Below are 25,455 nucleotides of genomic sequence, written 5' to 3' on the forward strand. Positions count from 1 at the left end.
ATAGGGGGACCCGATGTGCGGCGCTGGCAAAGTCAGGGGATTATCTGAAAATTACTGGAACCTGTGGTCAGATAGCCCAGCCTGCCGCATAAAAGGTGACCAGTGCAACAGCGATCGCTACCGTCCCCACGTTGAGTTTGCGCCACTCCCCGGCAAACAGACGGCCAATCACCAGCGAGGCGAAGCCCAGCATAATGCCGGTCACGATGTTACAGGTCAGCACAATAAACACCGCGGTCAGCAGGCCTGACATGGCATCTACAAAATCGCTGAAATCAATTTTTGCCACGTTGCTCAGCATCAGTAGCCCGACATACATCAGCGCCGGCGCGGTCGCATAGGCTGGCACCAGACCGGCAAGCGGCGACATGAACAGCATCAGCAGAAACAGTACGCCTACGACGATAGCGGTTAAGCCGGTTTTGCCACCCGCTGCCGTACCGGCTGCTGATTCAATATAGACTGCTGCCGGAGACGCACCGACCAGGCCGGCAAACAGGCTGCTGAGGGAGTCGCTGGTCAGCGCCCGGCCGCCATTGAGGATCTGCCCTTCTTTATCCAGCAGATTGGCCTGCCCGGCAACCGCACGAATGGTGCCGGTCGCATCGAATACCGCTGTCATAACCAGCGCCAGAACGCTGGGCAGTACGGCTGGCTGCAGCGCGCCTGCGATATCCAGACTGAACATCGCTGACTGACCGCTGGCATCCTTCAGGCTTGGCATCGCAAACAGCCCCTGCCAGGTCACCGCCGGATCAAACATAAGCCCAATCAGTGAGATAGCCAGTATAGTCAGCAGGATGCCGCCAGGTACGCGGCGTTTTTCCAGGCCAAAGATTGCCGCCAGACCCACCAGCGACATGATGACCGGAAACGCGGTAAAATCGCCCAGCGCCACCGGCAAGCCTGCGGCCGGGTTTTTTACCACCAGGCCAATACCGTCTGCTGCAATCAGCAGTAAAAACAGGCCGATACCAACCCCGGTACCGTGCGCCACGCCCATCGGCAGATTGCGTAAGATCCAGGCGCGGATACCGGTTACCGAGATAAACGTAAACAGTAATCCCATCAGGAATACGGCGCCCAGCGCGACCGGTACGCTGATGTGCTGCCCAAGGACCAGGCTGAATGCAGTGAAGGCGGTCAGCGAGATAGCACAGCCGATAGCCAGCGGCAGATTGGCCCAGAGTCCCATCAGCAGGGAGCCAAACCCGGCGACCAGGCAGGTGGCAACAAATACCGCCGTAGGGGAAAAGCCCGCTTTACCAAGCATGCCCGGTACCACAATAACCGAGTAGACCATGGCCAGGAAGGTGGTAAGCCCCGCCAGCACTTCCTGCCGCACGTTGCTGCCGCGTGCTGAAATGTGGAACCAGGCGTCCAGTTTTCCACTGGCCGGGCGTGAGTCGCCAGACATAATTATTCCTCTGCATATTTTAGATGTAAGTCGCCGCACAGCTGCCGCTTACGCATCACCCTGGTGGGGATTTCTCAAAGAGAAAAGAGGCGCAAACGATTACGCAGCTATGTACTTCCCGTCAAAGAGGGGGAGATAAAATGGCAGGCGATTATCTGGCGTTTGGGGTGACGTTTTCAACTGTTAATCGTCACCGGACTGGAGAAAGCACGCCTGCGGTGACGGCGGACCAATTCGGGGCGCATTAATGCGCCCCCTACGATTACCGGATTCCGGGCCGGCGTCAGTCGCTGAATTTAATCGGGCCGCCCTGCTTCAGCGCCCGCTGCCAGGCGGCGCGCTGCTGCATCTCTTCCAGCCAGCGGGTGGTGGCAGGCAGATTGTGCAGGCCGCCGCGCATCTGAAGCGCCAGCAGCGGAAAACTCATCTGAACATCAGCGATGCTGAAACGCGAACCGGCAAAAAACGCATGCTGACTTAAATGCTGTTCAATCACGCGGGTATGCAACGCCAGCTGCTTATTCAGCCAGGCTTTCTCCATTCCTTTACGCATGGCGCCACCGATCGGGCGCAGCAGCCAGGGAACCGGTTTTTTGCTTAGCTGCGCAAAAACCAGCTTGATGATCAGCAGCGGCATCAGCGATCCCTCGGCATAATGCAGCCAGTAGCGTCCCTGAATCTGTTCATCTTCATTGCTCAGCGTCAGCTGCTGCTCGCTGTCATACTTCAGCTGCAGATACTCCAGAATGGCGCCGGATTCAGCAATAACGCGGTTGCCATCGGTTATTACCGGTGATTTCCCCAGCGGATGCACCTTTTTCAGCTCATCGGGTGCCAGCATCGTATTTTCCCGCTGATAACGTTTGATCTGATACGGCACCGCCAGCTCTTCCAGCAGCCATAACACACGATGCGAACGGGAGTTTTCCAGATGATGAACGGTGATCATGTACAGCTCCTTGCTGATAAAGGTATCGCACCAGTATAGCGGATTAACGCCCCTGCTCATCCTGCTCCGGGTCAAGCAGCACGGCGCCTGAACCCTGCTGCGCCAGCCGGTCGCCGGGGTTGCGTAACGGACAGTCGCGCATCGACAAACAGCCACAGCCAATACATCCGTCCAGATCGTTCCGCAGCCGCGTCAGCGTCTCAATGCGTTTATCCAGCTCCTCACGCCAGTGCTGCGTCAGTGCATCCCACTCCTGCGTCGACATCCGTTTATTCGCCGGGACATGCATCAGGCTCTCACTCACCGTCGCCAGCGGAATACCGATACGCTGCGCAATTTTAATAATCGCCACGCGGCGCAGTACATCACGGCTGTAGCGTCGCTGATTGCCATTATTACGGGTGCTGGAGATCAATCCTTTGGTTTCATAAAAGTGCAGTGCCGAGACCGCTACGCCGCTACGTTTTGCCACTTCTCCTGGCGTCAGCACCGGCTTTGGATAGTTACGCTCTTTTTTTACCATCAGCCTTTACCTCAAGTTAACTTGAGGAACTATACTCGCTCACCATCAAAAGTACGAATTTCTCACCGGGTAATACCCCTTCAGAAGGATGAGGCTATGATGCAACAGGAAATCATTCATTCACTGACTAACTGGATCGATCAGAATCTGGATAAAGCACTGTCGATTGATGATGTGGCAGCAAAATCGGGTTACTCAAAATGGCACCTGCAGCGTATGTTCCGTACCGTGACGAAACAGACGCTGGGTGGCTATATTCGTGAACGGCGTCTGACGATGGCGGCAGAAGCGCTGCTGCAGACGCAGCGACCGGTTTTTGATATCGCTATGCAGTATGGTTACGATTCGCAGCAAACCTTTTCGCGCGTGTTCCGCCGGCAGTTTTCGCAGACGCCTACGGCCTATCGTCACGCCATGCGTCGTCAGGCGATTGCGCAACGGCCTCGCCTGCTTAGCTTTGACTGCAGCGACAATATGAACAGCTTCGCCCAGCGCACCACCGGTGAATGCTGCCCTGTCCGGTAATCAGCGCGCCTGCTTCAGGCGCTCTCTTCCAGCTTTAGCCGCGCGTCCCAGCCCGCCTTCGCGGGTACAAAATTTGTTCAAAAATTCAAATCCGCTGATATAATGTGATCCAAATCACACTCAATCCGACGTGAGAGCGTTTCCTGACGCGCTCTTTGCCGTCAGTGATGTCCGGTTAATGTCAGGGATATCACTGATTCGAAGAGGTTTTGCGTTAATGGCTACGTTAACAACCAGTTTACTGGTAATGCGCTGGGGTATTCTGAGCGCCGTTCTGATGTTTCTCGCCAGCTCAATGAAAATAAAACTGCGGCAAAAGAGCCATCCGATTATGGCGCTGCTGTGTGGCGGTCTGGGCGTGGGGATGTCGTGCTGGTTTGTGACCGGACTGCTGGGTATTACGCTGAGCATGGAGAACGTGCACAACTTTATGCAGATTGGCAAACAGGCTTTTATCGATGTGATGAGTCAGGCGCCGACTGAGTGGCCAATTCCCTGAATAGTATGCATAAAAAACCCCGCGCTGCGGGGTTCTTTATATTGCTGTGCGATCAAATTTTCTTCAACACGGCGGGAATACCGACTTCCGCAACCGAAACGCCCGGTCTCTTCGTACCGCGACGATCCTGAATCCACATATCACCCATCATCTGGTCCAGCCCGCGGTCCAGACCCGTTACCAGTCCGGCACCCGGTGTGAAGGTCAGCTCACCAAAGTAGATCTCTTCACCGTGGATATACCAGTCAACGCGGACATAGTCGAAATCGCTGGCCAGCGTCTTGCTCAGCGCCAGCGCCTTCTGCAGCTGCGGCAGAATAGGCTCAACATCCAGACCGGTATCGCGGATCTTATGATACGCCTCGTTCAGATTGTTGACGTAAAAGTTCATCGACAACAGCGGGTTGCAGCGGTTGTAGATCACCTGCAGCACATATTCAAAACTGCCATCGCGCTTATTGAACATGTGAAATTTGTAGTCAATCGGCGCACTTTTGCCATCGCCAATGTACTGCTCTACCAGAATCCGCGGCTTGATGTAGCGATAGTGGATCTCACGCGCTTCATTAGCGAAGTCCGTTTTCAGCCAGCGATGACAGTCGCTGATGATCTGCTGCTTCTTCAGCGCATCCGGCTCTTCCAGCAGGATCTCAACCATGTTGGAACCATGGTTAGGCTTGATCACAGTATTCTTCCACTGCGACAGGGTGTGAAGCGAATGCGGATCGCTGGTCTCGTAAACCAGCGGGATCAGATACTCACTGCCTACCTTCTCAGCAATGTATTCGCGTACTGAATACTTGTCCGACAGGCGACCATAGATTTGATAGTCGCCATACACAAATTTGCGATACAGCACCTTCTCGTTAAACACCTTTGGCTCGCGCAGATTAGGCAGCTTACGGAATTTACGGAAGTAGTAGATGCGATCCTGCGTAGCCCAGGGCATCTTCTTGATAAAATACTGAACGCTTCTTCTGAGTTCTTCTTTCAACCTGAGCATATCTGACCTCATTTGTAGGTTTTGTAGTTGAGTGAGGAAACCTGAATTTTTTGAATGACGCCGTTTTTAAAGAAGTAATTCATTACGGTAAGGGAGAGCAGCTCAGTGATGAAGACGCTCCAGGCGGCACCCATAATGCCGTACCCCTGGATCAGCCACCATGAGAGCGGCAGGCTGATAACCATCAGGCAGAGGATCTTCTTCAGCAGATAGTTAAACCCGCCCTCTTTGACCATGTAGCGGTAAGCTACGGTCCCCATTGCCGAAAAGCAGGTTGCTAACGACAGTAACGTAACGAGACTTCCCGATTGTGTGTACTCGTGACCATATAACGCGATGATAATCTTCTCGCCAAACATGGCGATCACCGCCAATAACAGCAATGAAACTCCCATGACATAGCCGTTCAGCCGCGCGGTGAGTTTGATTGCGGCTGCTCCACGCTCACGGAAAATTTCCGAAAAGCAGGAAGTGATGATGGCAACCGGGATAAAAATCCAGGAAGCCGAAATGGTGTTAGCCGCGGCGAACAGGCCCAGATCGCGGGCGGAAGCGATACCGGCCAGAAACATCTGCGCCGCTTTTACCTGCACGGAGATAAAAATGCTGGAGATAGCGAGCGGCAGACCGGCATACATCAGGTAGCGCAGATAGGTAGTGCGTTTCTGCTGCGGCGGCGCAATGTCCTGATGCTCACGGTAAAAATTGATGCGCTTGATGAGATAAGGCACCAGCGTTACCGCCACGATGGATACGGTCAGCCACAGCGGATTGAGATGCAGCCACGCGATGGTAAAGCTCAGCGCGAAGCCAAGCAGCAGTCCCACTGAGTTAGCCAGCGTATTGAGCCGCGACGCGAGACGCGCATTGTTGTAGACGCTAAAAGTGTCCTGCGTTACAAATACCGAGGAGATAAATGAGGCCAGTGCAAATGCGAGAAAATTCTCCTGCATGTTGTACCAGACCCAAATCAAGACCGGAATGGAGGTCAGCAGCAGCAGCGCGAGGCGCATGGTGCGCGCCACGGCCATCAGACGCAGACCTTTAGGCGCACTTTTGCTTATGCGCTTAAACAGGATGGTTTCGGTACCGAAAATCGCCACGGTCTGCACCATGGAGAATAGCGAAGCTGAAAATGCCATCTGGCCAAATATGGTCGGGCCAAACGATTTTGCCACATAGGAGGTGACAAAGATGACGCCGAACACCGAGACGACTTTTTCAGACATCATCCAGACGGCATTAGACATTACGCTCAATTTCATTGACTGGTCCTTAGTATTACTTACAGCAACTGCCTTGCGGTAAAACGTCCTTGAAATGAATTAACAAGCGCTCAGTGGGCCTGACAAAAATTAATAACTTCAAACCAGGCTGGTCCGAAAAATGAGACTCGCGTCAGGATTTAGAAGAGAAATTCAGGAAAATTCTGATTAAATCTGGTGCGAATTTCAGCGGATGTAAACGATTTCAACCCGAATTCGAGACAAAAGTTTACTGGCACGCCCTCTCTTTTTTGCAAGAAAGCTGTACCGAATATCCAATGTTTGTCGTATTTTTCTGCATTTGGGATGGAATGAATCTATATCAAAAAGCCAATGCCAGGAAGATGTTCATTGGCATTCATAATAAAATAAGATTTATCCCATGATGATATTTATTCTAAATATCTTAATTTATCCCTCGCAATTCAAATCGCGCACTTTAATACTGCATTAATACCGTTTTTGCAGTACCAGATATTAATACAGTAATTCTCATCCACTAATTGATAAGAAAGGTAAGAGCATTTATGAGAAAGTCACGATATAGCGAAGAGCAAATCACAAATGCCATTAAAGCTTCTGAAACAGGAGTAAAAGTCAGGGAGATTTGTGAAGAGCTCGGCATTTCAGAGGCTACCTTCTACAGCTGGAAGAAGAAATTTTCAGGCCTTTCTTCTGAAGAAGGAAGAAAGATCAAAGAGTTAGAGGACAAACTACAGAACCTTACCCGCGAACTGCAAACGCTGAGTTCCGATAAAGAGATGCTGCAGAGCGTGCTCAAAAACTTCTTTACCACCAATGAAAAGCGTCAGGCAGTCAACTTTTTGCAGACAACCTTTGATATTGGAACCCGCCGCAGCTGTCGTTTGCTCGACATCAGCCGCAGCGTTTACCACTATCCGTCAGGATCAGAAAATCGCTAATAGTTGTAAGGCCGCTGTTATTTGACTAAATGCTGAGATTTGTTCTTACCAGAAGAGATGAAGATCATTTAATCCGGCGTTCACAATATAACAATTCGCACCTCTTTTTCCTGATGAGTAATGGCAGGAAAATGCTTCTTTTTTTGCGGTAAAATTGATTCACACCAGCAAAAGTCTTGTAGTTTAAGCCATTTAGACGTTGCCCAATCTCATTGCGGTGAGATTGGCGCTTCGTTTATCGCATTAATGCCGCTGTTGCTGGCCTTAAATCACAGTTGTTTTTAGTTAGCACAACTGAACATCTCCTCCGGCTGCACCACTTTTCCCCTCTCATTTATCCTGGCCCTGACGGTTGCGCTTAAAAATCGGCGCGTCGCGTGGGATAAACAATTTATGATTTAATTTATCCAGGAATTTTCCCGCCCAAAAACGTAATGAGCTTTAAACTATGTAAGATAAAAAGCGATATGATCGATAAATAACATTCGGTTATTTGTCGCTGGTTTTAATATTTTTATGCGGAATGTGACCGGGATCATTCTTAACCGCAGCGCTCTCGCTTGATACCTGAATGGTTTTTCTTACCATTAAACAGGGCCATTCTCTGATTAAAACCGGGGGCAGCAGAGCGGTTCCAGCCAATTTTTATTCTCATTTCGTCTCATCAATATGCAACTGCTGCTCTGTTTTGCATAAAAAACAGACGTCCTGACACATTTATCATCGGGGTAAGCACGCCATAGCAGCCGGGCGTTATGTCAAAAGGTGATTAAAAGACAACCTGTCTGCCTGCTCAGGAGCATATAGCGGCGAATGTTCAGGCGGTAAGACGGGCAAAACAGGCAAAAACGGGTGGGCTAAATTCTTAAAAACGCCGGTATAACGCTACAAATCAACGCCGGTTGGACATCGCTGGCCGTGGTCACAGAATGAGGAGGCATGAACGCCAGCAACCTCAGCAAAAGCTGTTAGCGACATAATACGCAGAGCAAAACCGGCACGCCTCTGGCTGTAAAAAGCGCGTCACTGCTGGCGAGCTATATCGCAGCGTAAACCTGCCGGGCTGACGCTACGGCACTTCTGTTTTCGTCAGGCTGTCCGTTGCCTCTCAATCTCAGTCAGTAACTTCTGGACTAACCCTGCAGCAAAACGCTGTCGGCTAACAAGCTCATCTTCGTCTTCATCGTTCCCGCTATGGAAACGTGCATAGGCAACAGCTCCCACCTTCTCATAGCCTTCACCATGCTCGTCATCCCCAAAACGTCTGCCAAGCGCTGCCAGCCCGTCCGTCAAAGCCTCCGGGTGCTGCTTTGAACGAATACGCTGAACGAATAGAGCTGCGACTTCCTCTACCGAACCGGAATATCTGATCACGTGGATTAGGTCAGCAGCATCCTTCCTCTCCTGCCGTTGATCTAAAGCCAGCGCTTTCAGAATCACAAATGCTGGCACGTCTGCAAATCGCACTGTATCTACTGATATACCATCACCATCCAGAAGCTGTGCAGAAACGGTCTTCTCCTGATACCAGTCGTGGACGATTCTGGCATGCTTAATTGTTAGCGCCGAAACTCTTTCCCCATCGACGCTGATGGTCCGGCCTGGCTCCTCGTTACCCGCATCCCGGAGAAGCTCAACGACTACTTCGATGTTGTCATTGACCCTGCGACGCCAGCGCCAGGATGCAGGCTGCCCATCTTCAATCCATCGGGTAAAGCCGCGTGCTTTTAGCTGCTGCGCAAGGCTAGCGTACTCGTTGCCGGCTGCCAGTATTTCTAGGTTTAATACAACATCCACGTCTGAGGTTCCTGCATGTACAGGAATGTCAGGCGGAGTCGCTGGTGTAAGGTAACGGGGGACCAAACCACCGACAAGTCTCAGAGTTTCTCTCAAATTTCCAAAGGCGCTTAACAGTGTAAGCAGCGTCCTCTCGCATGCCAGTGTGACATTTTGATCGTATCCAGCCGCTGTACGAGGTTTCAATTCCGTTGCCATAAAGACTCCAATCGTTCTCTGATATGTTGCGCCAGTTCCTTGTTACGGCCCCGACCATCTAATAAGTCCAGATACAGAATGTAAGGACTGGCGAAAAAGGCAGGCTGATCCGAGCGCATATATCGATAAAGCAAGCTCGCAGGTTCGCGCTCGATGAGCGTAACGTTTGCCCCTTTACTCACTGGCTTCAGGCCTAATCTATCAGCCATCTTATCCGCATAGCCCCTGGGCACAATGATTTCTGCTCCCTCAGTACTGGTCAACAGTGGAGCATAAACATTCGCTGCAGCAGCACCCGTAAATGCCCACGGATAATCCACTTTCTGACGGTCTATCTCTTCCGCCAGGTGAGCCAGCAGATGCTCGGGCGTTTCGACAAAGGTGTACCACTTTGACCTTTTTTCTTTACGCCCCTGCCACTGCTCAGACCAGGCGTCTAAAAGCTTATCAGGGTGAGTGAGCATTCTGCGCTTGCCCGGTCCTCTACCAGTAGACTCCACCCATTCACGCAGCGTCAGCTCCTGCAGAACGAGAGAGCAGGTGTATGGAGATGTTTCGGCTTTTTCGGCCAGTTCTGCACCGGTTAACCACTTATGACTATTCATCAGAAGCGCATGTATTACACTTTCCCGAGCCTCAGTGAAAAGCTCAATGCCATGAGTGTTCTTTTTGGTACGGTGGGAAGGCTTTTCGATGTTAATGAGCCAGCCTTCATGCTTCAGATAAAGGCTGCCCCCCAGCTCGAATGAGGCGATATTTTGATTCCTGAGCTCCTGTTTAGCCCCGGGACTCAACTCACCTGCAGCAAGCAGTCCAATCGCTTCGTGACAATCACTGGTTTCATCTATGCCTCTGCGAAGCTGGTAGACAGCATTTCTCAGGTCTCTTGGGTAGACCTTTTTTTTGACGTCGACGAATACCTGCAGGGTTTTACCAGGAGTCTTGATCACAATCTTGCCATCAAGTTCAACTCCAGCTTCGGGAAGCTCGTGTGAGGCATTCAGTATAGAAGCTTCGGAGCCGAAGGCTTCAGCAATAGCTTCCCTCAGTGCATCCAGCATCTGTTGTTCGAATTCTGAATAATGTGGGTAATGGCTCATGACATTCGTTTCCAGCCCGTTATTAGCTGTGCAAAAATAAAGCTAGCTTAGCTAATATTAGTCATAATTGCATCATTAGCTGCGCAGCTAATAATTATTCTAAGGCTAATATTGCTCTTTCCTGCTTTACATCAGCTGACGCGTCCATACAGATAAAATATGCCACTCTTTTTTATCCTGGCTGTCATGCAGGATCTTTGGATCAAAAAACGGATATGAATTGATATTTGATGAGTGCCGAAAGTACAAAATAAAAAGCCCCTATATTAACAGGGGCTTGCGCATATATTTTAAAAGGTGACTTATCAGTCAGCTTCAGAACGGGATATCGTCGTCGAAATCCATTGGCGGTTCGTTGTTCGCCGGTGCGCTCTGCTGCTGTGGACGCTGCTGCGCGCCGCCGCTGAACTGATTGCCGCCCTGAGACTGCTGCTGCTGCGGCTGCTGTGGCTGACCCCAGCCGTTGTTATTTCCGCCGCCGCTCTGGCCGCCCATCGGTGCGCCACCTGCATTCGCACCACCCTGCTGACGTCCGCCCAGCATCTGCATGGTGCCGCCTACGTTGACAACAACCTCGGTGGTATATTTTTCCTGACCGCTCTGATCCTGCCACTTGCGCGTACGCAGCTGACCTTCAATATAGACCTGTGAGCCTTTACGCAGATATTCGCCGGCAACTTCAGCCAGTTTGCCAAACAGCACAACGCGGTGCCATTCGGTGTTCTCTTTGTTTTCACCGGTCTGCTTGTCACGCCAGCTTTCAGACGTGGCCAGCGTGAAGTTGGCTACAGCGCCACCGTTTGGCATGAAACGCACTTCCGGATCCTGACCCAGATTCCCGACAAGAATCACTTTGTTTACGCCACGACTGGCCATGTTGCTCTCTCCCGATGAGTTGATGCTATAAGTCTAAACGACAAAGTTTAACACGTCCTGATCTATGATGGATACTTTGGAGCGTGCTTCCAGTTTTGCGTCTCTAGTGTACCAAAGGATAAAACTACTGGATATTTATTCAGGTTATTTTTTGTGCCATAATGATGCGTTTCTATCCGTTATGCTTTGCTGGCATAGCGGGTGTAGTTCAATCCGGGAAAGGTGAATGGATAAGATCGAAGTCCGCGGTGCTCGCACCCACAATCTGAAAAATATTAACCTGATCATTCCACGCGATAAGCTGATCGTTGTCACCGGTCTCTCAGGTTCCGGGAAGTCATCGCTGGCGTTTGATACGCTCTATGCCGAAGGTCAGCGGCGCTATGTAGAGTCCCTCTCTGCTTACGCGCGCCAGTTTCTCTCGCTGATGGAGAAGCCGGATGTCGATCACATCGAAGGCCTGTCGCCCGCCATTTCCATTGAGCAGAAATCGACTTCGCATAACCCGCGCTCGACGGTGGGTACTATTACTGAAATCCACGACTACCTGCGCCTGCTGTTTGCCCGCGTGGGTGAGCCGCGCTGTCCCGATCACGACGTCGCGCTTGCGGCGCAGACCGTAAGCCAGATGGTGGATCAGGTGCTGGCGCAGGAAGAGGGTCGCCGCCTGATGCTGCTGGCACCGGTGGTGAAAGATCGCAAAGGTGAGCACACCAAAACGCTGGAAAACCTGGCGGCGCAGGGTTACATCCGTGCCCGCATCGATGGTGAAGTGTGCGATCTCTCCGATCCGCCGAAACTTGAGCTGCAGAAAAAGCACACTATTGAAGTCGTCATCGATCGTTTTCGCGTGCGCGACGATCTCGCGACACGTCTGGCGGAGTCGTTTGAAACCACGCTTGAACTCAGCGGCGGCACCGCGATCGTGGCGGACATGGACGATCCTGACAGCGAAGAGATGCTCTTCTCCGCCAACTTCGCCTGCCCGATCTGCGGCTACAGCATGCGTGAGCTGGAACCGCGCCTGTTTTCGTTCAACAACCCGGCCGGCGCCTGTCCGACCTGTGACGGCCTTGGCGTGCAGCAATACTTCGATTCCGATCGCGTGGTGCAGAACCCTGAGCTGTCGCTGGCGGGCGGTGCGATTCGCGGCTGGGATCGCCGCAACTTCTACTATTTCCAGATGCTGCGCTCGCTCGCTGAGCATCTCGATTTTGACGTAGAGGCGCCGTTCAGCAGCCTGAGCGACAAAGCGCGTCAGGTGATCCTGTATGGCTCGGGCAAAGAGAATATTGAATTCAAATATATCAACGATCGCGGTGATACTTCCGTGCGGCGTCATCCGTTTGAAGGGGTGCTGCATAATATGGAGCGCCGTTATAAAGAGACGGAGTCCAATGCGGTGCGCGAAGAGCTGGCGAAGTTTATCAGCAACCGCGCCTGCACCAGCTGTCACGGTACCCGCCTGCGCCGCGAAGCGCGCCACGTATTTGTTGAAGATACCAATCTGCCTACCATCTCTGAAATGAGTATTGGTCATGCGATGGAGTTTTTCACCAACCTTAAATTGAGCGGCCAGCGCGCAAAAATTGCTGAGAAAGTCCTGAAAGAGATCGGCGATAGGCTGAGTTTCCTGGTCAACGTCGGCCTGAACTATCTCTCCATGTCACGTTCGGCTGAAACGCTCTCCGGCGGCGAGGCGCAGCGTATTCGTCTGGCCAGCCAGATTGGCGCGGGCCTGGTTGGCGTCATGTACGTTCTTGATGAGCCCTCTATCGGGTTACACCAGCGCGATAACGAACGCCTGCTCTCGACCCTGATCCACCTGCGCGATCTCGGCAATACCGTGATTGTGGTAGAGCATGACGAAGACGCGATCAGAGCGGCTGACCATATCATTGATATCGGTCCGGGCGCGGGCGTGCACGGCGGACAGATAGTGGCTGAAGGTGATGTACACGCCATTATGGCGCATGAAGAGTCGCTGACCGGCCAGTTCCTGAGCGGCAAGCGCGAAATCGCAGTGCCGGCCGAGCGGGTGAAAGGCGATCCGGCTAAAGTGCTGAAGCTCACCGGCGCGCGCGGCAATAACCTGAAGGATGTGACGCTGACGCTGCCGGTTGGCCTGTTTACCTGCATCACCGGCGTCTCCGGCTCCGGGAAATCAACGCTTATCAACGATACGCTTTTCCCGATCGCGCAGCAGCAGCTTAACGGTGCAACCAGCGGTGAAGCGGCACCTTATCGTGAGATCGCCGGCCTTGAACACTTCGATAAAGTGATCGACATCGATCAAAGCCCGATCGGGCGTACGCCACGATCTAACCCGGCGACCTATACCGGCATTTTTACGCCGGTGCGTGAACTCTTTGCCGGTGTGCCGGAGTCGCGCTCGCGCGGCTACAATCCGGGCCGCTTCAGCTTTAACGTGCGCGGCGGACGCTGTGAAGCGTGCCAGGGCGATGGCGTGATCAAAGTGGAAATGCACTTCCTGCCCGACATCTATGTGCCGTGCGATCAGTGTAAAGGCAAGCGCTATAACCGCGAAACGCTGGAGATCAAGTACAAAGGCAAAAGCATTCACGAAGTGCTGGAGATGACGATTGAAGAAGCGCGCGACTTCTTTGAAGCGGTCCCGGCGCTGGCACGCAAGCTGCAGACGCTGATGGATGTCGGCCTCTCCTATATCCGTCTCGGCCAGTCCGCCACCACGCTCTCCGGTGGTGAGGCGCAGCGCGTCAAGCTGGCGCGTGAGCTGTCGAAGCGCGGTACCGGACAGACGCTCTATATTCTGGATGAGCCGACCACCGGCCTGCACTTTGCCGATATTGCGCAGCTGCTGGAAGTCCTGCATCAGCTGCGTAATCAGGGCAATACCATTGTGGTGATTGAGCATAATCTGGATGTGATTAAAACCGCAGACTGGATCGTGGATCTGGGTCCCGAAGGCGGCAGCGGCGGCGGTGAGATCCTGGTCGCCGGTACGCCGGAAACCGTGGCAGAGTGTGAAAAGTCACATACCGCACGCTTCCTGAAACCGATGCTGAAGAAGTAAGGCTTTTCTGTCTGCGCCTTTACCATTATCAGGCCGCCCTCCGGGGCGGCTTTTTATTTGCCGGTTATTCAGACGTGCCTGATTACGCAACAAAATGCAGAAACAGGCAAGAATCAGACAACTTCAGGCATGGTCGCATCCAGGCGAGCTGACTACGCTTATAGCGGTCTGCTTGCAACGCTGCCTCAGCGTTGCGGCCTTTCGAACTCCGTAAGGCGTTTGCATACCCTACTCACGACACATCCGACTGGAGACACCATGAATATTACCCATGCCTGGGCTGCACAGGACGCCAAATCAAAACTCGCCCCGTTCGACTACAAACCGCGCGAACTGCGTGAGCATGATGTGGAGATTGAAGTGCTCTATTGCGGCGTCTGCCACTCCGATCTACACCAGGCGCGCAACGAATGGAACAACACAATTTTTCCGGTCGTACCGGGCCATGAAATTGTCGGTCGCGTAACCGCCGTGGGCGCGCACAGCCATAAATATCAGCCCGGCGACCTGGTGGGCGTTGGCTGTATGGTTGACTCCTGCCGCAGCTGTCCGAGCTGTCAGGAAGGGCTGGAGCAGTATTGCGAAGAGGGCATGACAGGCACCTACAACGGCCAGGATCGCGAAACCGGCGCGGTCACCTACGGTGGCTACTCCACCAGCATGGTGGTCAACGAAGATTTTGTGCTGCGCGTGCCGGAAAACCTCGACCTGGCAGGCGTTGCGCCGCTGCTGTGCGCGGGGATCACCACCTATTCGCCGCTGCGCCACTGGAATGTCGGGCCGGGCAAAAAAGTGGGTATCGTAGGCCTCGGCGGCCTGGGCCATATGGGGGTGAAAATTGCCCATGCGATGGGCGCGCAGGTCGTGCTGTTTACGACATCGCCATCAAAAGTCGAAGATGGCAAACGTCTTGGCGCTGATGAAGTGGTGATATCTAAAGATGCCGATCAGATGGCGGCCCACGCTAACAGTTTCGATTTTATTCTGAACACGGTAGCCGCACAGCACGATCTCAACCCGTTTATCACCCTGCTGAAGCGTGATGGCAATATGACGCTGGTCGGTGTGCCCGAGCACGATCATCCGGCACCTCAGGTGGTTAACCTGATTTTCAAACGCCGCAGTGTCTCTGGCTCGCTGATCGGCGGCATCGCTGAAACGCAGGAGATGCTCGATTTCTGTGGCAAGCACGGCATCACCTCAGACATTGAACTGATTGCCATGGATCAAATTAATGAGGCGTATGAGCGCATGCTGAAAAGCGATGTAAAATATCGCTTTGTCATCGATATCAATACCCTGCGCGATACGCCTGCGGCGTAACGGCTCAGGCGTTGTGCTGGCTGGCGCCCGCCGCGTGCGTGGCGTCGGCCTGCTGGTAAGAGGCGTCAACCAGATAGTAAATCTGCGAATCCTTCAGCGATCCATCCAGCCACAGCGTGCTCCAGCAGGATTTATTCAGGTATTCGCTGGGAAAGACGTCGCTGTGCTCTTCACGCAACAGTTCAGCCAGTGCGGGAGAGGTTTTCAGCGTCACCGCCGGCCGCCCTGCTTTCTCATAAAGCATGGCAAACAGCACACCGTGGCTCTTAATCTGCGTTGCATCCCACGCGTCTTTAATGTCCTGTTCTGCGGCGGGTTTGCTCATGCAGTAGGTCAATAGCTCAGAAATCGTCATTGGTTATTCCCCTTGTAAAGTCGCGACGATGCGTCTGGCACCGCCCTGTATGCGATGTTCGCCCAGCCAGATGCCCTGCCAGGTCCCCAGCATCAGCCGCCCGCGACTGACCGGCAGCAGCAGTGAAACGCCCAGCAGTGACGACTTGATATGGGCAGGCATATCGTCTGCGCCTTCATAATCGTGCTGCCACCCTGCGTTTTCAGGCACCTGGCGTAAGAAATGCTGCTCCATGTCGCTGCGCACGGTGGGATCGCAGTTTTCATTCAGCGTCAGCGACGCGGAGGTATGCTGTAACAGCAGATGCAGCTGGCCGATGCGCACGCCATTGAGGCCGTTAAGCTGGCTTAAGATCTCATCGGTAATGAGGTGAAACCCGCGCGCTTTTGCGCTCAGGGTGAGGGTCTGTTGCTGCCACATAGCAAAGTCCTAAAAAAACAGGTCTCTTAAGTGTGCAGCATGTTGGCGAAAGGTAAACCCTGCCGCAGGAAAAAGCATCAGCCTGCCTGGCAGACGCAAAAAAAAACCATCCGCATTAAAACGGATGGTTCGTGGTGTCGCGTCCGGCGGTTACATAACGGCAGCAAACGCCTCTGCAACGCGTTTAACGTTACTGCGGTTCAGACCAGCAACGCACATACGCCCGCTGGCGATAAGATAGATCCCGAACTCATCGCGCAGGCGATCAACCTGCTGTGCGCTGAGACCGGTGTAGCTGAACATACCGCGCTGCTTCAGCAGATAGTCGACATTTTTACCCGGCAGAATTGCCTGCAGCTCGCTGACCAGCGCCTGGCGCATCTCCGCAATACGCAGGCGCATCGCTTCAACTTCTGCCAGCCACATGTTCAGTAATGCGGCATCATTCAGCACGCAGGAGACTACCTGCGCACCAAAATTTGGCGGACTGGAGTAGTTGCGGCGCACGGTGGCTTTCAGCTGACCCAGCACCCGTCCCGCTTCTTCAGCGCTGTCGCAGACCACAGAGAGCCCGCCCACGCGCTCGCCATAGAGCGAGAAGATCTTGGAAAATGAGTTGCTCACCAGCGCCGGCAGACCCGCGGCTGCGATAGCGCGAATGGCGTAAGCATCCTCTTCCATTCCTGCACCAAAGCCCTGATAGGCGATATCGAGGAACGGGATCAGCTCCTGCGCTTTCAGCACGGCGGTGGTCTCATCCCACTGGGCGTCAGTGAGATCGGCGCCGGTCGGGTTATGGCAGCAGGGATGCAGCAGCACAATGGCATGCTTCGGCAGCGATTTCAGGCAGCGGATAAATGCGTCAAACTTAACGCCGTTGGTCTCAGCATCGTACCAGGGGTAGGTGTTTACCGCGAAGCCCGCGCCGTTAAAAATCGCTACGTGATTTTCCCAGGTCGGATCGCTGACCCAGACCTCTGAGTGCGGAAAATAGCGCTTCAGGAAATCAGCCCCCACTTTCAGCGCACCGGAACCACCCAGCGTCTGAATAGACGCGATGCGTCCCGCTTTCAGCACCGGGTGTTCGTGACCAAACAGCAGCGGCGCAATGGCGTTGCGGTAAGGGCCTAAACCTTCCATCGGCAGATAGAGTGATGCCTGATGCGGCTGCGCCTGCAGACGCTCTTCAGCTGCCGCAACGGCCTGCAGCTGCGGAACGATCCCTGCTTCGTTGTAGAACAGGCCGATACTGAGATTGACTTTATGCGCGCGCGGATCTTGTTTGTAGGTTTCCATCAGCGACAGAATCGGATCGCCGGCGTAGGCATCAACGTTTTGAAACACGGTGCAGATCTCCATAAAAATGCATGAGTAAGCGTAAGACGGCGCTTTTATACCTGATAGCGGCCAGGACGATGGTTCAGCGCAATGATAAGGTTGAGGATCGCCGCGCCCGCAACAGAGGCCAGCAGCATCGGTAGCGGTACGACAAACAGCGAGGCGCATACCACACAGGTATCAACCATCATCTGTAGCTTCCCGGCACGCAGACCAGTGCGATCCTGCAGCCAGAGCGCCAGAATATTGATACCACCCAGGCTGGCTTTGTGACGAAACAACACTATAAACCCGATCCCCATGACCACGTTACCGAACAGTGTCGCATAAAAAGGATTTAATGCCGAAAAGTGGATAAACAGCGGATGCAGCTGTGTGAACAGGGAAACCAGCGCCACGGCACCAAAGGTTTTGCAGGTAAATTCCCACCCCATGCGGCGTATCGCCAGCCAGTAAAACGGCAGATTGATGGCAAAAAAGGCGGCGCCGAAAGAGGAGGATGAAAGGTAGCTGATTAAAAACGCGATACCGGCCGTTCCGCCGGTCAGCGCGCCCGCCTGCTTCAGCAGCATGACGCCAAATGAGACCATCAGCGTTCCCAGCACGATAGCCAGCGCATCTTCGATACGGGAGTGAGGAGCCGCCACTGGCTGAGCGATGTTGTCCATCAGGAGTTCTCTGTGCAAATAAAAGCGATATAGCTGCAAAAAACGCACCACTCCGGCCTCGCTGCTGCTTAGCCGGAGGGTGCCAGCGAATATCCCATTGATATCTAAGGCGCTTTATTGCACAGTTTTATGCATGAATCAGAATAAAACCGTTGATTCATGCACAAATTCGGTCTTAATCGCGAGAAATAAGCAGAGAGAGGGAGTCTGATGCACTTTTATGGCGCATTATGCACCTTTATGGCGCACTTTGTGCGCAGGCTTCATCATCAGGCCATTCTCTTTCAGCCGGTTGAGTACCACCGCCGTTTTAACGTGCGACACGCTCTGATGGCCCGCCACCAGCTGGCTGATCAGCGCGCTCAGCGAGGCGAGATCGGCCACCGCCACTTTCAGCAGATAGTCAGCGTCTCCGGTGGTTTTAAACGCGTCAACAATGGCGGGTTCCGCTTCCACCATCTGCAAAAAATTATCTTCGTAATCAGGCGTATGGTTTTTCAGCCGCACTTCAATCAGTCCGACCATGCCGAGACCCACCGCATCAGGCGACAGCCGGGCATGATAGCCAAGGATTAAATTCGCCTGTTCAAGGTTGATGCGGCGGCGTGAGCATTGTGATGCGGATAACCCCACCAGATCGCTCAGTTCCTGATTGGTAAGACGGCCGTTAGATTGTAATAGCGTCAATATCTTAAGATCGTAATCATCTACCTGCGTCATTCTGATCCCACAGCGTTGTCACATTCGCTTTGGCACAGATAACCTGATAGCGGGTCGCCTTGTCCAACACTATTTTCTGATGACGTGAGATGCATGCACAAAACGTGCATGCACTGGCAGGCAAAGGCTTATTCGTCGTCGTATTGCGGGCCGGCGTAGTTGTCAAAGCGCGACCACTGGCCGTTGAAGGTAAGACGCACGGTACCGATCGGCCCGTTACGCTGCTTGCCGATGATGATCTCAGCGATGCCTTTCAGATCGCTGTTTTCGTGATAAACCTCATCGCGGTAGATAAACATGATCAGGTCAGCATCCTGCTCGATCGATCCTGATTCACGCAGATCGGAGTTAACCGGACGTTTGTCGGCGCGCTGCTCCAGTGAACGGTTTAGCTGCGACAGCGCCACGACCGGCACATTCAGCTCTTTGGCCAGCGCTTTCAATGAACGCGAAATTTCGGCGATCTCCAGCGTACGGTTCTCGGAGTGCGACGGCACGCGCATCAGCTGCAGATAGTCGATCATGATCATGCTCAGACCGCCATTTTCGCGGAACACGCGGCGGGCACGCGAGCGTACTTCGGTTGGCGTCAGGCCGGAAGAGTCATCAATAAAGATGTTTTTCTTCTCCAGCAGAATACCCATCGTGGCGGAGATGCGCGCCCAGTCCTCATCTTCCAGCTGGCCGGTACGAATACGCGTCTGGTCCACGCGCGACAGAGATGCCAGCATACGCATCATCAGCTGCTCGCTGGGCATCTCCAGACTGAAGATCAGCACCGGTTTCTCATTGAGCATCGCGGCGTTTTCGCACAGGTTCATGGCGAACGTGGTTTTACCCATTGAGGGACGCGCCGCCACGATAATCAGATCGGACCCCTGCAGGCCAGCCGTTTTTTTGTTCAGATCCTGATAGCCGGTATCTACGCCGGTTACGCCATCGTGCGGCGTTGAGACCAGCGCTTCAATACGGGACACGGTGGCTTCAAGGATCTGCTCAATGTTCTGCGGGCCGTCATCTTTATTCGCGCGCTGCTCGGCGATTTTAAAGACGTTGGATTCGGCAAAGTCGAGAAGATCTTCACTGCTCCGCCCCTGCGGATCGTAACCGGCGTCGGCAATCTGATTGGCAACCGCGATCATCTCACGCACTACCGCACGTTCGCGCACGATATCTGCATAGGCGCCGATGTTAGCCGCACTTGGCGTATTTTTCGCGAGTTCGGCCAGATAGGCAAAGCCGCCCGCCATCTCCAGCTCGCCGCGCGTTTCCAGCGACTCTGACAGCGTGATCAGGTCGATAGGCTGGCCCAGCTCCAGCAGCCGCTGCATCTCAGCAAAAATCATGCGGTGTGAGCGGTTAAAAAAATCGTCTGCGACAACGCGCTCAGAGACGTTGTCCCAGCGCTCGTTGTCCAGCATCAACCCACCCAGCACCGACTGCTCCGCTTCTATGGAGTGCGGCGGCATTTTTACGCCTTCCAGCTGCCGATCGCGGGGTTCGTTCGATTTGTTGGTGGGTTTGTTTCCTGCCATAGTGAATGCATTACCGATCGTGAAAGGGACGCGCAAGTATACCGCCCCCGGATGAACATTCACAGGAGTCAGCATGGCAAAGCGTATTCAGTTCAGTCAGCACGGTGGCCCGGAGGTTTTGCAGTGGGCAGATTTTGATCCTGCCGATCCGGCTGAGCATGAGGTGCAGGTAGAAAACCGGGCGATAGGCATCAACTATATCGACACCTATGTGCGCAGCGGGCTCTACCCGGTTTCAGCCTTTCCTTCCGGACTCGGTACCGAAGCGGCAGGCGTGGTCAGCAAAGTGGGCGCAGCGGTCACGCGTTTTCAGCCTGGCGATCGGGTGGTTTACTGTCAGGCCGCTCTGGGCGCTTACAGTGAACTTCACAACGTTGCGGAAGAGCGGCTGGCGCTGCTGCCGGAGAGTATCTCTTTTGAAACGGCGGCTGCCTCATTTCTTAAAGGGCTGACGGTCCAGTATCTGCTGCGACAAACCTGGAAAGTCAAAGCGGATGAGACGTTTCTGTTTCATGCTGCCGCAGGCGGTGTGGGTCTGATTGCCTGCCAGTGGGCCAAAGCGCTGGGTGCACATCTTATCGGTACGGTGGGTTCTGCCGAAAAAGCGCAGATTGCCAAAGCGGCTGGCGCATGGGCCACCATCAACTATCGCGAAGAGGATATTGCACAGCGCGTCAGCGAACTGACGCAGGGGAAAAAAGTGGCCGTGGTGTACGACTCTGTCGGTAAGGATACCTGGGAACCATCGCTCGACTCTCTGCAGCGCCACGGGCTGCTGGTCAGCTTTGGCAACGCCTCCGGCCCGGTAACCGGCGTGGATTTAGGAATTCTTAATAAGAAAGGCTCTCTGTTTGTCACCCGCCCGTCGCTGTTTGGCTATATCACAAACCGTGAGGAGCTGGAGCAGGCGAGCAGTGAACTCTTTTCCCTGATAGCCAGCCGCGCCATTCAGGTAAACGTACCGGAGCAGCAGAAGTTCCCGCTGCGCGATGCCATGCGCGCGCATCAGATACTGGAGAGTCGTGCGACCCAGGGCTCCAGCCTGCTGCTGCCCTGATGCAGGCAAAAAAAGAGGGCTTCCTGAAGGAAGCCCCTGATTCTTTTTTTAGTTCGCGCTGGTGTAGGGACAGCGGTACTGAATCTGTATACGTATAGTGGCAGAAAACATAAGTAAAAAATATGTTTACGTTTTATTTAGCGCCAGCGGAATTCAGCGCTGTGATCTGAGCCGCATTTTTTACCAGCCGCGTCGCTCCATCCTGCTGATTTTTCTCCTGAGCCGGTTCAGTCTGGTGCTGCTACCCGGTGTGGTAACGCTGCGCCAGACCCAGACGGCGACCACGGCCAGCAGCAGCCAGGGTAACAGTTTTATAACAAAGGCAAACAGGCCGGTTAAAAACATCAGCGCGGTGGCAACGGCTAAAGCCGCAATCACCCCCAGCAGGGAAACGCCGGTCAGCAACAGCATTAAAAAGAACCCAAGCACAAATACAATTTCCACGTCTATTCTCCTCTGTCAGGACTCTGCTGACAGATACAATTTTCGTGCCAGATCGGTTAATTTATAAGATATTGATTGAAAAGTATTTATTCAGGGCACTGCGGTAGAAGTGGTGAAAAAAACCAGGTTTCAGGCAAAATAAAACCGCACCATTTCTGCTGCGGTTTTCAGAGCACGCGGATTACGCTTCCTGGGGGATGCGATCGGCCACCAGCGCCAGCGCGGCTTCCAGCACCCGCACATCAGCACCCGGTTTATGGGCATTTTCGCTCAGATACCGTCGCCACTGACGGGCACCCGGAATACCCTGAAACAGCCCCAGCATATGCCGGGTGACGTGCCCCAGATAAGTGCCCTGCGTCAGTTCCGCTTCGATATAGGGATACATTGAACGCACAACGGCGACCAGATCCACTGCCGGCGTTGTGCGGCCAAAAAGCTCGCGGTCAACCTGCGCCAGCACGGAAGGATTTTGATACGCTTCGCGGCCCATCATCACGCCATCCAGATGCATCAGGTGCGTCTTGGCCTCTTCCAGCGTTTTTACCCCGCCGTTGATCGCCATGGTCAGCGCCGGAAAATCACGTTTTAGCTGATAAACGCGCGGATAGTCCAGCGGCGGGATCTCCCGGTTCTCTTTGGGGCTCAGGCCTGACAGCCAGGCTTTGCGAGCGTGAATGATAAAGGTGTCGCAGCCGCCCCGCTCTGCCACGGTGCCGGTAAAGTCGCGCAGAAACGCGTAGCTGTCCTGCTCATCAATACCGATGCGGGTTTTTACCGTGACCGGAATAGAAACCACATCGCGCATCGCTTTAATGCAGTCAGCCACCAGGTTCGCATCCGCCATCAGGCAGGCACCAAAACGACCGTTCTGTACGCGGTCGGAAGGACAGCCCACGTTAAGGTTGATCTGATCGTAACCGCGCGCTTCAGCCAGTCGGGCACACTGCGCCAGCGCCGCCGGATCGCTGCCACCCAGCTGCAGCGCAACCGGATGCTCCTCTTCGCTATAGGCAAGGTAATCGCCTTTGCCATGAATAATCGCGCCGGTCGTCACCATTTCGGTATAGAGCAGCGTATCGCCGGTCAGCTTGCGATGAAAATAGCGGCAGTGACGATCGGTCCAGTCGAGCATCGGCGCGATAGAGAAGCGTTGCGAAGAGAAGTTATCAGTCATGAAGCGCAGTAGATCCGGAGTTAAATGATGAGAAACTGCGCAATGATACCACAGCCGTCACGGACGACACAGCCGCCCGTGACAGACCCGTCAGAAGTTAAAGCCGAGCTGTACCATCGCACCCCAGGTACGATCTTTACCGGCGGAGCCCGCGAGATCCAGATGCACCGCATTATTAAACGGCGACAGCCCGAGGCCGGCGGTAACCACGTTAACGTCATTTGATTTCAGATCGGCGCGATAGCCTGCCCGCAGTGCCAGCCAGTCGAGCACGCGATATTCCGCGCCTGCGCCCGCATACTGGCTGCTCTCCTGCGACTTAAAGCGTTTGGTTTCCGTCAGGTCCACATCGCCGGTCAGGGTAACCGGCCCGCGCTCCCATGCCAGTCCGGTTGTCACCAGCGGACGGATTTGATAGGTATCGCGATAGCCATTGACGACTTTGGTTTCCAGATCGCGTGAGATCAGGTTCTGCCCGGTCAGACCAAACGTCCAGTTTTCAGCAAACGCGGTTGCGAGACCGGCATCAACGTTAAAGCCGGTGTCTGAACTGCGATAGCGTCCGTTTTTAAGATCGTTTTTATCGTAGTTATAGACGCTGGCGCTGTAGTTATAGAGCCAGGTCTTCTGCAGCTTGGGCGTAATACCGAGCGAGACCGGATGACCGGCAACCGTGAACTCATGCGCCATGGCGATACCATAATCGGTGACCAGCGCTGCCAGTCCGTTCGCGCTGGAGCGCAGGTTATCCTGATCGCCCGGCTGCGGAAACGCCCCGTTTGCCAGACTATCCAGATAATCGATATCGCTCTGAGCCACATTGGCCCGGATATGGGCGGTGCCATAGGCTTTGGTAATAAAAGCAAACGGCAGCGTCGCATTGGGAACGGTGACGGCCAGCGCAACGCCAGCGGTGGCATCCGCTTTGTTACCTTTAAGCCCGCGCAGCTGATCGGCCATATCACCGGCTGCGGCACGCAGTTGCGGTACCGCATTGATGGCGGCAAACGGATCCGAGATGAGATTCGCGTTGATGTTATCAATCACGTCGCGATAGCGATCAACCGTATCGGTGATGTCATCAATGCGATCGACCAGCTTGTCTTTATCCGTCACCTGTAACCCGGCAGAGGGAAAAATAATGCCGGCGTTCTCTTCCGGCTGCGCGCGTGTCATCAGCGCGGGGTTAGCCAGCACGGCAGAGCTCCAGTGCGACGATGCGACACCGGTTCCGCCCATCGCATCATTGCGCGCATCATACCAGGTTCCCGCGGCCAGCGCTGAAGAGGAAACCAGCAGCGCGTTTAAACCAGCAAAATAAGCCACCCGGGCCAGCGTAAAGCGTGTTGTCATCATGAGGCTGCTATCACCTTAAAAAATTATTGAGTGTCGCGTAGGCGAAATAATGGTGTTAACCGCTATTCTGAATGGCGGCTAACGCTTCATTGCTGTGAACTGAAAGGGATAAGCACTGCTGTTCGCAGAATTGGACACGATTGCGTCACACTGCGCTTTTTTTAGCCACTCAGGCGAATTATTGCTCTTATAAGGCCAGTGATAACTTTAGCCTGCCTGAACCATATCGGGAATCTGGTCACTTGCAAAGCAAAAATAGCGCGCTAAACACGCTTAAAATTGCCGGATAAGTGTGATCGACAGCACGCTTCGGCCAGGGCAGGCAAAAACAGCATGGGCGGATGGAGTGTGATAAAATAACATCACCTGTTAGCCGGAGAACATTATGTCAACTCTTACCCCAGCGCAGCTGCTGACCCAGGTCGAGGCGCTCTGTCTCGATCGCGGCGTGCGTCTTACGCCACAGCGTGCCGAAGTACTGCGCCTGATGGCTGAGCAGAAAGGTTCTGTCAGCGCCTACGATCTGCTGGATCAGCTGCGTATGAGTGAGCCTCAGGCGAAGCCGCCCACGATTTACCGCGCCCTCGACTTTTTGCTGGAGCAGGGATTTATCCACCGCGTGGAGTCCAACAACAGCTATGTGGTCTGCCATCATTTCAATGAGCCGGCCCACAGCTCTGTCATGCTGGTTTGCGACAGCTGTGCCGCAGTGAGTGAACAGCAGGCGCACGGCGTGGAAAAAATCATTGCGGGACTGGCTGACCAGGCAAACTTCAGCCTGCGCCATACGGTAATTGAAGCGCACGGCCTGTGCGAAAACTGTGCGGAAATTGCCGCCTGTACACAGCACGCCAGCTGCGCGCACGATCATGAAGCGATGAGTAAAAAACGCGGCAAAAAGGGCTGAGCACACGCCTGAAGGCATGCGGGCG

General features: G+C 53.9%; 24 protein-coding genes. 7 read left to right on the top strand and 17 right to left on the bottom strand.

What is annotated here, in order from left to right; all coding sequences use genetic code 11:
- Positions 1-67: 67 nt before the first annotated feature.
- The 3 genes from B4M48_RS03030 to soxR form a co-directional block, all read right to left on the bottom strand.
- The gene (locus B4M48_RS03030) at positions 68-1,417 is read right to left on the bottom strand and encodes an NCS2 family permease (RefSeq protein ID WP_283340740.1); all 1,350 of its coding nucleotides are present in this window, start codon (positions 1,415-1,417) and stop codon (positions 68-70) included.
- A 283-nt stretch (positions 1,418-1,700) separates the two neighbouring features.
- On the bottom strand, positions 1,701-2,366 hold the full coding sequence (locus tag B4M48_RS03035; protein WP_071668472.1) for a glutathione S-transferase family protein: 666 nt from the start codon (positions 2,364-2,366) through the stop codon (positions 1,701-1,703).
- A gap of 43 nt (positions 2,367-2,409) precedes the next feature.
- The gene (gene soxR / locus B4M48_RS03040) at positions 2,410-2,889 is read right to left on the bottom strand and encodes a redox-sensitive transcriptional activator SoxR (protein ID WP_039382028.1); all 480 of its coding nucleotides are present in this window, start codon (positions 2,887-2,889) and stop codon (positions 2,410-2,412) included.
- 96 nt (positions 2,890-2,985) lie between these two features.
- On the opposite strand from soxR, the gene soxS reads away from it, so the two are divergent.
- Entirely contained in the window at positions 2,986-3,414 is a 429-nt protein-coding gene (gene soxS / locus B4M48_RS03045) for a superoxide response transcriptional regulator SoxS (RefSeq protein ID WP_039382026.1), read from the top strand.
- A gap of 217 nt (positions 3,415-3,631) precedes the next feature.
- Positions 3,632-3,913, top strand: coding sequence for a YjcB family protein (locus B4M48_RS03050; RefSeq protein ID WP_039382023.1), 282 nt, complete (start codon positions 3,632-3,634; stop codon positions 3,911-3,913).
- A 52-nt stretch (positions 3,914-3,965) separates the two neighbouring features.
- Here B4M48_RS03050 and B4M48_RS03055 read toward each other — a convergent pair whose 3' ends face one another.
- A complete protein-coding gene (locus B4M48_RS03055) occupies positions 3,966-4,916 on the bottom strand; it encodes an ATP-grasp fold amidoligase family protein (protein WP_039382021.1) in 951 nt (316 codons plus the stop codon).
- An 8-nt stretch (positions 4,917-4,924) separates the two neighbouring features.
- Complete coding sequence (locus B4M48_RS03060) at positions 4,925-6,181, bottom strand: polysaccharide biosynthesis C-terminal domain-containing protein (protein WP_039382019.1); 1,257 nt, start codon at positions 6,179-6,181, stop codon at positions 4,925-4,927.
- Between the two features lie 527 nt (positions 6,182-6,708).
- On the opposite strand from B4M48_RS03060, the gene B4M48_RS03065 reads away from it, so the two are divergent.
- The gene (locus B4M48_RS03065; RefSeq protein ID WP_039382017.1) at positions 6,709-7,104 is read left to right on the top strand and encodes a transposase; all 396 of its coding nucleotides are present in this window, start codon (positions 6,709-6,711) and stop codon (positions 7,102-7,104) included.
- A gap of 1,089 nt (positions 7,105-8,193) precedes the next feature.
- On the opposite strand, the gene B4M48_RS03070 is transcribed toward B4M48_RS03065, so the two are convergent.
- The 3 genes from B4M48_RS03070 to B4M48_RS03080 form a co-directional block, all read right to left on the bottom strand.
- Positions 8,194-8,901: a hypothetical protein gene (locus tag B4M48_RS03070; protein ID WP_224144803.1), complete on the bottom strand. Its 708-nt coding sequence runs from the start codon at positions 8,899-8,901 to the stop codon at positions 8,194-8,196.
- Positions 8,902-9,083: 182 nt separating this feature from the next.
- Complete coding sequence (locus tag B4M48_RS03075) at positions 9,084-10,199, bottom strand: type IV toxin-antitoxin system AbiEi family antitoxin (protein WP_250341068.1); 1,116 nt, start codon at positions 10,197-10,199, stop codon at positions 9,084-9,086.
- Positions 10,200-10,514: 315 nt separating this feature from the next.
- A complete protein-coding gene (locus B4M48_RS03080) occupies positions 10,515-11,075 on the bottom strand; it encodes a single-stranded DNA-binding protein (RefSeq protein ID WP_039382009.1) in 561 nt (186 codons plus the stop codon).
- A gap of 226 nt (positions 11,076-11,301) precedes the next feature.
- On the opposite strand from B4M48_RS03080, the gene uvrA reads away from it, so the two are divergent.
- Together uvrA and B4M48_RS03090 are read left to right on the top strand one after the other, a co-directional pair.
- Positions 11,302-14,130 (top strand): excinuclease ABC subunit UvrA, encoded by a 2,829-nt coding sequence (gene uvrA / locus B4M48_RS03085; protein WP_039382007.1) that lies wholly within the window; start codon positions 11,302-11,304, stop codon positions 14,128-14,130.
- Between the two features lie 258 nt (positions 14,131-14,388).
- The gene (locus tag B4M48_RS03090) at positions 14,389-15,453 is read left to right on the top strand and encodes an NAD(P)-dependent alcohol dehydrogenase (RefSeq protein ID WP_039382002.1); all 1,065 of its coding nucleotides are present in this window, start codon (positions 14,389-14,391) and stop codon (positions 15,451-15,453) included.
- A 4-nt stretch (positions 15,454-15,457) separates the two neighbouring features.
- Here the strand turns inward: B4M48_RS03090 and B4M48_RS03095 are convergent, their stop codons facing one another.
- From B4M48_RS03095 to dnaB, 6 genes are all read right to left on the bottom strand, one after another.
- The gene (locus B4M48_RS03095; protein ID WP_288655896.1) at positions 15,458-15,808 is read right to left on the bottom strand and encodes an MmcQ/YjbR family DNA-binding protein; all 351 of its coding nucleotides are present in this window, start codon (positions 15,806-15,808) and stop codon (positions 15,458-15,460) included.
- Between the two features lie 3 nt (positions 15,809-15,811).
- Entirely contained in the window at positions 15,812-16,228 is a 417-nt protein-coding gene (locus B4M48_RS03100) for a secondary thiamine-phosphate synthase enzyme YjbQ (RefSeq protein ID WP_071668448.1), read from the bottom strand.
- Positions 16,229-16,378: 150 nt separating this feature from the next.
- The gene (locus B4M48_RS03105; protein ID WP_108570134.1) at positions 16,379-17,572 is read right to left on the bottom strand and encodes an amino acid aminotransferase; all 1,194 of its coding nucleotides are present in this window, start codon (positions 17,570-17,572) and stop codon (positions 16,379-16,381) included.
- Between the two features lie 47 nt (positions 17,573-17,619).
- Positions 17,620-18,234, bottom strand: coding sequence for a YitT family protein (locus tag B4M48_RS03110; protein ID WP_039381991.1), 615 nt, complete (start codon positions 18,232-18,234; stop codon positions 17,620-17,622).
- A gap of 228 nt (positions 18,235-18,462) precedes the next feature.
- Positions 18,463-18,954: an Lrp/AsnC family transcriptional regulator gene (locus tag B4M48_RS03115; protein WP_039381989.1), complete on the bottom strand. Its 492-nt coding sequence runs from the start codon at positions 18,952-18,954 to the stop codon at positions 18,463-18,465.
- Between the two features lie 128 nt (positions 18,955-19,082).
- A complete protein-coding gene (dnaB, locus tag B4M48_RS03120) occupies positions 19,083-20,489 on the bottom strand; it encodes a replicative DNA helicase (RefSeq protein ID WP_039381986.1) in 1,407 nt (468 codons plus the stop codon).
- A gap of 73 nt (positions 20,490-20,562) precedes the next feature.
- Between dnaB and B4M48_RS03125 the strand changes: the two genes are divergently transcribed.
- Positions 20,563-21,546 carry a quinone oxidoreductase gene (locus B4M48_RS03125; RefSeq protein ID WP_039381983.1) on the top strand — a complete coding sequence of 328 codons (984 nt, stop codon included), beginning with the start codon at positions 20,563-20,565 and terminating at the stop codon, positions 21,544-21,546.
- 180 nt (positions 21,547-21,726) lie between these two features.
- Here B4M48_RS03125 and pspG read toward each other — a convergent pair whose 3' ends face one another.
- The 3 genes from pspG to B4M48_RS03140 form a co-directional block, all read right to left on the bottom strand.
- Positions 21,727-21,990 (bottom strand): envelope stress response protein PspG, encoded by a 264-nt coding sequence (pspG, locus tag B4M48_RS03130; RefSeq protein ID WP_039381981.1) that lies wholly within the window; start codon positions 21,988-21,990, stop codon positions 21,727-21,729.
- A gap of 181 nt (positions 21,991-22,171) precedes the next feature.
- Entirely contained in the window at positions 22,172-23,167 is a 996-nt protein-coding gene (dusA, locus tag B4M48_RS03135; RefSeq protein ID WP_071668450.1) for a tRNA dihydrouridine(20/20a) synthase DusA, read from the bottom strand.
- A gap of 90 nt (positions 23,168-23,257) precedes the next feature.
- On the bottom strand, positions 23,258-24,520 hold the full coding sequence (locus B4M48_RS03140; RefSeq protein WP_166714333.1) for a conjugal transfer protein TraF: 1,263 nt from the start codon (positions 24,518-24,520) through the stop codon (positions 23,258-23,260).
- 388 nt (positions 24,521-24,908) lie between these two features.
- Here B4M48_RS03140 and zur point away from each other — a divergent pair, with 388 nt between their 5' ends.
- Positions 24,909-25,430, top strand: a complete 522-nt coding sequence (zur, locus tag B4M48_RS03145) for a zinc uptake transcriptional repressor Zur (protein ID WP_071668451.1) — start codon at positions 24,909-24,911, stop codon at positions 25,428-25,430.
- The last annotated feature ends 25 nt before the right edge of the window (positions 25,431-25,455 follow it).

It is taken from the genome of Pantoea sp. UBA6567 (assembly GCF_002434165.1).
In the GTDB taxonomy this organism is placed as follows: Bacteria; Pseudomonadota; Gammaproteobacteria; order Enterobacterales; family Enterobacteriaceae; genus Pantoea; species Pantoea eucrina.

Coding starts and splice junctions, on each gene's coding strand:
- dnaB (WP_039381986.1), bottom strand. CDS start 20,489: ATGGCAGGAAACAAACCCACCAACAAATCGAACGAACCCCGCGATCGG.
- B4M48_RS03110 (WP_039381991.1), bottom strand. CDS start 18,234: ATGGACAACATCGCTCAGCCAGTGGCGGCTCCTCACTCCCGTATCGAA.
- B4M48_RS03080 (WP_039382009.1), bottom strand. CDS start 11,075: ATGGCCAGTCGTGGCGTAAACAAAGTGATTCTTGTCGGGAATCTGGGT.
- soxR (WP_039382028.1), bottom strand. CDS start 2,889: ATGGTAAAAAAAGAGCGTAACTATCCAAAGCCGGTGCTGACGCCAGGA.
- B4M48_RS03090 (WP_039382002.1), top strand. CDS start 14,389: ATGAATATTACCCATGCCTGGGCTGCACAGGACGCCAAATCAAAACTC.
- B4M48_RS03125 (WP_039381983.1), top strand. CDS start 20,563: ATGGCAAAGCGTATTCAGTTCAGTCAGCACGGTGGCCCGGAGGTTTTG.
- B4M48_RS03095 (WP_288655896.1), bottom strand. CDS start 15,808: ATGACGATTTCTGAGCTATTGACCTACTGCATGAGCAAACCCGCCGCA.
- B4M48_RS03055 (WP_039382021.1), bottom strand. CDS start 4,916: ATGCTCAGGTTGAAAGAAGAACTCAGAAGAAGCGTTCAGTATTTTATC.
- B4M48_RS03050 (WP_039382023.1), top strand. CDS start 3,632: ATGGCTACGTTAACAACCAGTTTACTGGTAATGCGCTGGGGTATTCTG.
- soxS (WP_039382026.1), top strand. CDS start 2,986: ATGATGCAACAGGAAATCATTCATTCACTGACTAACTGGATCGATCAG.
- B4M48_RS03065 (WP_039382017.1), top strand. CDS start 6,709: ATGAGAAAGTCACGATATAGCGAAGAGCAAATCACAAATGCCATTAAA.
- B4M48_RS03030 (WP_283340740.1), bottom strand. CDS start 1,417: ATGTCTGGCGACTCACGCCCGGCCAGTGGAAAACTGGACGCCTGGTTC.
- B4M48_RS03075 (WP_250341068.1), bottom strand. CDS start 10,199: ATGAGCCATTACCCACATTATTCAGAATTCGAACAACAGATGCTGGAT.
- B4M48_RS03100 (WP_071668448.1), bottom strand. CDS start 16,228: ATGTGGCAGCAACAGACCCTCACCCTGAGCGCAAAAGCGCGCGGGTTT.
- B4M48_RS03060 (WP_039382019.1), bottom strand. CDS start 6,181: ATGAAATTGAGCGTAATGTCTAATGCCGTCTGGATGATGTCTGAAAAA.
- uvrA (WP_039382007.1), top strand. CDS start 11,302: ATGGATAAGATCGAAGTCCGCGGTGCTCGCACCCACAATCTGAAAAAT.
- B4M48_RS03140 (WP_166714333.1), bottom strand. CDS start 24,520: ATGACAACACGCTTTACGCTGGCCCGGGTGGCTTATTTTGCTGGTTTA.
- B4M48_RS03035 (WP_071668472.1), bottom strand. CDS start 2,366: ATGATCACCGTTCATCATCTGGAAAACTCCCGTTCGCATCGTGTGTTA.
- B4M48_RS03115 (WP_039381989.1), bottom strand. CDS start 18,954: ATGACGCAGGTAGATGATTACGATCTTAAGATATTGACGCTATTACAA.
- dusA (WP_071668450.1), bottom strand. CDS start 23,167: ATGACTGATAACTTCTCTTCGCAACGCTTCTCTATCGCGCCGATGCTC.
- zur (WP_071668451.1), top strand. CDS start 24,909: ATGTCAACTCTTACCCCAGCGCAGCTGCTGACCCAGGTCGAGGCGCTC.